3 protein-coding genes are annotated in these 6,804 nt (G+C 43.3%); 1 reads left to right on the top strand and 2 read right to left on the bottom strand.

Going from position 1 to position 6,804, the window contains the following annotated elements; genetic code table 11:
- On the bottom strand, positions 1–950 hold a 950-nt coding region (tsaD, locus tag AAGC65_RS09655), incomplete at its 3' end, for a tRNA (adenosine(37)-N6)-threonylcarbamoyltransferase complex transferase subunit TsaD (protein ID WP_343112235.1).
- 189 nt (positions 951–1,139) lie between these two features.
- Here tsaD and AAGC65_RS09650 point away from each other — a divergent pair.
- On the top strand, positions 1,140–5,585 hold the full coding sequence (locus AAGC65_RS09650; protein WP_343112234.1) for a translocation/assembly module TamB domain-containing protein: 4,446 nt from the start codon (positions 1,140–1,142) through the stop codon (positions 5,583–5,585).
- Here the strand turns inward: AAGC65_RS09650 and AAGC65_RS09645 are convergent, their stop codons facing one another.
- A complete protein-coding gene (locus tag AAGC65_RS09645; RefSeq protein WP_343112233.1) occupies positions 5,586–6,791 on the bottom strand; it encodes a bifunctional 3,4-dihydroxy-2-butanone-4-phosphate synthase/GTP cyclohydrolase II in 1,206 nt (401 codons plus the stop codon).
- Positions 6,792–6,804: the final 13 nt, after the last annotated feature.

The raw sequence follows: 6,804 nt of genomic DNA, 5'->3' as shown, positions 1-6,804 counted from the left end.
TTTAAATATTTATAGTAACCGGCAATGGCAATCATGGCGGCATTATCGGTACAGTATTCCATCTTAGGGATAAAACTTTCCCAGCCGTTTTTGGCGCACATATCCTTTAAGCCTTCACGTAAACCTGTATTAGCCGATACACCGCCAGCCAGGGCAATCTGTTTAATGCCGTGCTCCCGGGCAGCTTTCTGCAATTTATTAAGCAGTATCGTAGCAATCCGTTTTTCAACCGAGGCGCAAATATCAGGTAGGTTCTGAGCTATAAAATCAGGTTGTTTGGCTACATTATCCCTGATAAAATATAGGATAGCTGTTTTGAGCCCGCTAAAGCTAAAATCAAGCCCGGGTATTTGTGGTTCCGGAAACTTATAAGCATCAGGGTTACCCTGGCGCGCGTATTTATCTATAAGCGGTCCGCCGGGATAAGGCAGCCCTAAAATTTTACTGGTTTTATCCATTGCTTCGCCGGCAGCATCGTCAAGGGTTTCGCCTATAACCTGCATGTCAAAGTAATCGTTCACCAGAACTATCTGCGTATGCCCGCCAGAAACGGTAAGACATAAAAATGGGAACGAAGGTTTATGATCGCCAATAAAATGGGCCAGAATATGGGCCTGCATATGGTTAATATCAATAAGCGGCAGGTTCCTGGCCAGCGCGAAGGCCTTAGCAAATGACACCCCTACTAAAAGCGAACCTAAAAGTCCTGGTCCGCGCGTAAAAGCTACTGCATCAACATCATTTTTGTTTACTTTTGCATTCAACAAAGCTTGTTGAACAGCAGGAACAATATTTTGCTGATGAACCCTTGAGGCAAGCTCAGGGACAACACCTCCGTACGCTTCGTGAATGGTTTGGTTGGCAATTACGTTGCTCAGTATCACCCCATCAACACAAACAGATGCAGAGGTTTCATCACATGAAGATTCAATTCCTAAAATTACAGGCACGTTATTAAGTCAAAAATCAAAAGTTAAAAGTCAAAAATACCAGCCTTAGCTTTTGATGGGTTATCAATACATTTTAAAAAAGTAAAACATTTCAAGCGCTTTTGAATTTTTACTTTTGAAATTTTAATTAAACACAAAGTTATTAAAAAAGTACTCAATATAGCGTTAGGGATAGTGTTGTTCATTTTATTGACACTGAGCATACTTTTACTGGCTTTTCAATTTAAACCCGTACAAACCTGGGCCGCCAAACAGGCAGCCGATTACCTTTCAGGCGAACTGCATACCAAAGTTGCTGTTAAAAGTCTTTACATACGCCCCTTTACCTCTGTAGTATTGGAGGGATTATACGTATTGGATAAAAAGCAGGATACGCTCTTGAGTACCCCTAAGCTGGCAGTTGATATCGATGGGTTTTCGCTTGTCACCAGTATTAAACAGCGGGTTATCAACTTTGAATCCATTGAGTTGGATAATGGTTCCTTTTATTTAAAAAAGCAAAAAGACAGTACCACCAATCTAAAATTCATTATTGATTACTTCGCGGGTGATACCACTAAAAAGGATACCACCAAAAAAGCACCCGGCAAACCCTGGACACTGAATTTTGATAAGGTAACTATCAACAATTTTCATTTCCGATATAAAAATCAGCTGATAGATACGGTAGAGAACAAAGTCAACTTCGATGATATTGATGTAAGCCATTTCAGCACGGAAGTAACCGGTATGGATATCAAAAACCACTTATTCAAGGGTAATGTGCACAACCTTACCCTGCAGGAAAAAAGCGGTTTTTATGTCAAAAACTTCACCGCGCATACCACTATTGATACCAACCAGATACTGTTGCAGCATTTATCCATACAAACCAAACACTCGCACCTGAAAGATTATTTCCGGATGCGGTTCAAGTCATTTGATGATTTTGACAATTTTGAGAATAGGGTAAATATGGATGCCAATTTCAAAACGTCACGCATATCATCAACCGATATCGCTTACTTTACCAGCGGCCTGGGCAAGGTAAATTTTGATCTGGGTATTGACGGTCAGGCAAAAGGCCTGGTCAATAACCTGAAAGCCAAGCATGTGACCATTACCGGGGGGCAGGCTACCTTTATCAAAGGTGATTTTAACCTGCGTGGCTTACCAGATTGGGACAATACCTTCCTGGAACTGAAGTTTGACCAGATAGCATCCAACAAAAAGGATATGGACTACCTGATCAGTCATTTTTCGGGTACGCCTACCATGAAAGCGCCGGCCATCATCGGCAAGTTTGGCAACATTAACTTTACCGGCAGGTTTACGGGCTTGCAGAATGATTTCGTGGCCTACGGTATATTCAAAACCGGTTTAGGCAGATTTGACTCGGACATAAACCTCAAAATTGATAAAAAGGGAACGCCAAGCTACAGCGGCAAACTGGATGCCTTTAATTTTGATCTGGGCACTTTAATTGATGAAGAAACCCTGGGCCGCACCACCTTTAACGCCGATATTAAAGGCAGCGGCGACGAACTCAAGAACTTGAGCGAAGTGGTTGACGCAAAAATCAACGCTATTGACTTTAAAGGTTATACCTATAATAACCTGACCGTAAACGGCTCATTTATCAAGCAACTGGCCGATGGACACATCACCATCAATGATAAAAACGTAAAGCTTGATTTAAAAGGCAGTGTGAATTTAGCGCCTAAGCTGCCGATATATGACCTGGCTGCAACCATTAAGGATGCCCGCCTGAACAAGCTTAAACTGATCACCGATACCATAACGATTAGCACGCAGTTAAAAACCGCCTTTTCGGGTACCGAACTGGATAATATACAGGGTAACATTTTACTTTCGCCGGCCAGGGTGGTTGACCCAAGGAATAACTATGTGGTCGATTCGCTATACCTTTCATCTACCGGCACAGGAAATAACCGGGAGATAGCGCTCCGGTCAGACTTTGCAGATGCCAGCATCAAGGGTCGCTTTGATCTGGCCACCCTCCCCTCCTATTATAAAACCATTGCCAAAAAGTATATCCCATCAATAAAAACAACTATTGTCACGCCCAAACCCGAGCAGTTCGCGTTTAACCTGAAGCTTAAAAATTTAGATCCGCTAACAGCTATATTTTTACCTGACCTGAAGATCCCCGACCAGGGTACGCTTATAGGCCAGTTTGATTCTGAAAAGAAAATGGCTACCCTATCGGGCTATATTAAAACATTTAAATATGGCAAAACTGTTTTCCATGATTTTATCATCGACGAAAACACAACGGATAGCATGCTGGGGCTCAGCTTATCATTAAGCCGGGTTGATATTACCGACAGCCTGTTTATTAAGGATATCAACATTACTAACTTTGTTAAAAACGACAGCTTAAACTTTAACGTTAAGCTATCTGATAAAAACGCAGTAAACCAGCTTGACCTTTACGGCCTCGTACAATTTGGGCGTGATACTACGGCCAAGTTAATGCTGCTGCCATCAGATGTGATCCTTGAAAAGCAAAAATGGCACATACAGGAGCAGGTACGCATCCGCTTGCTTGATGGCAAAACTCAGGTGCAGGGCTTTGAGTTATCAAACGGTCCGCAAAAGGTGCGCATCAACGGTTTTATTTCTGATAATCCGGCCGATGAGTTAAAGCTTTCATTTGAGAAATTTAACATGCGCACCCTAAACCAGCTTACCCGCACCTCGGGTATATTTTTACGGGGCAGCATGGATGGCGATGTCAAGTTCACTTCCATCACCAAATCGCCGGGGGTTGACGCGCATCTGACTGTGGACTCCCTAACCATGAACAAAACACTTATTGGTAAAGTAAAACTGGAATCGACCCTGGGTAACGACCGCAAGCAGGCCAACATGAAGTTGAATATCCTGAACCGCGGATTGGAGACCATGAACATTGCCGGTATATACGCTTTTGGCCAAGACACTGACGATAAGCTGGATTTTGATATTAAGATGAACCAAACGGAGGCCATCATCTTCGCGCCGTTTATAAAAGACCTGGTATCGGACGTTAAAGGAAACATATCAACCGACCTGAAATTGAGTGGTAAGCCATCAAACCCGCAACTGAACGGTAACCTTACCCTCGAGAATACCGGCGTAACCGTTAATTACTTAAAAACCGCCTATACCGTTAATACCAAGCTTAACGTTAACAACAGCGTTATCGATATTAAAAACATGGTACTCAAGGATGTTAAAGGCGGCACCGGTACAGCTAACGGCACAGTTGATTTAAATAACATTGATAACCCCAACATTCAAGTAGTGCTTGACGCGCGAAACCTGATGGCACTGAATACTACTTTTAAAGACAACCACCTTTACTATGGTACGGCTTACGGTACAGGCAAATTTAGCTTTAAGGGCCCGGTTGATAATATGAAAATTGATATTACCGCACGTACAGAGGCGGGTACAGTTTTCAATATTCCGCTCAATACCTCATCAACCGCCAGTGAATATGACTTTATTAAGTTTGTAAGCCATAGGGATACTTTAAAAGCCCCGGCCAAGCAACGCGCCTTTAATGGTGTTACCCTGAATTTTGACCTGAGCGCTGATGAAAAAACAATTGTTAAAATTGCTACCGACTACGGCTTATTAGAAGGCAGCGGCGTTGCCAACAACTTAAAGCTGAATATTAACAGCCTGGGCGATTTTGAAATGTACGGCGACTTTTTGATAAGCACAGGTAAGTTTGAGTTTACGGCCAAAAACTTTATCAGTAAAAACTTTACGGTTAGCCAGGGTGGTACCATCAGGTGGACAGGCAACCCATCAAACGCCGAGATAAATCTGAAGGCCCTGTATGAGGTGCGTACCTCTAAAGCGCCGCTTTACACCGCGGCAGGTTTGCAGGCGCCAACATCAGCTCAACAAACATTGGTACAGGCTCAGCTGATATTAACCAAATCGTTATTGCAACCTTTAATTGACTTTGACTTTAACTTCCCTACAGATCCATCAGTAAAGGATGATCTGGCCACTTATCTGGCCGATAACAATAACCGGAGCCAACAGGCTATCAGTATTATTGTGCGCCGTACTTTTTCGTCAAATAACAACAATAACTTAACCAACCAGGTATTCAGTACTGCAGGCGAAGCGGTGAGTGAGTTTGCGTTTAATAAGTTGAACAGCCTGATATCGCAATCAAATATCAAATACTTCGATTTAAATATACGCTCGCTTTATGAGGCCAGCGCTTCGTTAAAGTTTTATGATGGAAGGCTATCCTTTAGCGGCAGTTTGTTTAATAATAACGGCTCAAATGATCCGTTCAACAACAATAATGCTACCTTATTTTCAAGGGGTAATTTAACCAAGGATTTTGAGGCACTATACCAGATCAGGAAAGATGGTAACCTTACCGCCAGGTACTCTTACCGACTTTTGAACAATACGTCGCTTAATACTTTAAACAATCTTGACTTTCAGTATGTAAACGGTATTGGTTTAGTATATACCCGCGACTTTGATACTTTTGGGGAGTTTATCAGGAACATATTCAGAAGGAGCCGGCGCGACAGGGCGCCGGTTACTCCTAACCCGGTACCACCTACAACAGGCGGAACACCGGCCGTCAAACCTGACGATGACGAAAATAATTAATTAATGATCGCGCATAATAGCGTGATCCATTTTATCTCTTTTGGTGAGTAAGTACGATTCGTTATGCGGGTTTGAAGCAATTTCAATAGGCACGTTCTCAACAATCTCCAAACCGTAACCAATAAGTCCGGCCCGTTTTTTAGGATTGTTGCTCATCAAACGCATCTTGGTAATGCCCAGGCTGCGCAATATCTGCGCGCCAATACCATAATCGCGCTGATCCATTTTAAAGCCTAATTTAATATTAGCCTCTACGGTATCAAATCCGTTCTCCTGCAACTGGTAAGCTTTTAACTTATTGATAAGACCAATCCCCCGGCCTTCCTGGTTCATGTAAACTATAGCGCCCTTACCTTCCTTACTTATCATCTCCATAGCTTTATGCAGTTGTGGCCCGCAATCGCAACGGCATGAGCCAAAAATATCGCCGGTAACGCATGAACTATGCACACGTACTAAAATTGGTTCACCAGGCTCCCAGGTACCTTTAACCAAGGCCAGGTGGTTTTCGCCGGTATCCAGCTGGGTATAGCCGATCATGTCAAAATCGCCCCACTGAGTAGGCATTTTTACAGATACCTCTTTCCGCACCAACGTTTCAGCGCTTAAGCGGTAAGCGATCAGATCTTTTATAGATACTATTTTCAGATCAAACTCTTTGGCCATGATCATCAGATCGGGCAGGCGAGCCATATCGCCGTCCTCTTTCATGATCTCGCATATCACCCCGGCAGGCTCAAATCCGGCCAAAACAGCCAGATCAATAGCCGCTTCGGTATGTCCGGTTCTGCGCAACACACCGCCATCTTTGGCAATAAGCGGAAAAATATGTCCCGGTCTGCCCAGATCTTCGGGCTTGGTTAAAGGATCAATCAGCGCCAGCGTGGTTTTTGACCTGTCAGATGCCGAGATACCTGTAGTGCAGCCATGACCCAACAAATCAACAGAAACCGTAAAGTTAGTTTCGTGTGATGTAGTGTTATGGCTAACCATTGGTTCCAATTCCAATTCGCGGGCACGTTGTTGTGTAATAGGCGCGCAAACCAGTCCACGGCCATAGCGTACCATAAAATTGATAGCTTCGGGTGTGGCGTTGCGTGCGGCGGTTAAAAAGTCACCTTCGTTTTCACGATCTTCATCGTCAACAACAATGATCATTTTACCGGCTTTTATATCTTCTATAGCTTCCTGTATCGTATTTAGCATTATATCGAATTTG

This window comes from Mucilaginibacter sp. (assembly GCF_039207105.1).
Classification (GTDB): Bacteria; Bacteroidota; Bacteroidia; order Sphingobacteriales; family Sphingobacteriaceae; genus Mucilaginibacter.
Note: the sequence above shows the minus strand (reverse complement) of the source record. Positions and strands in the feature narration are given on the sequence as shown.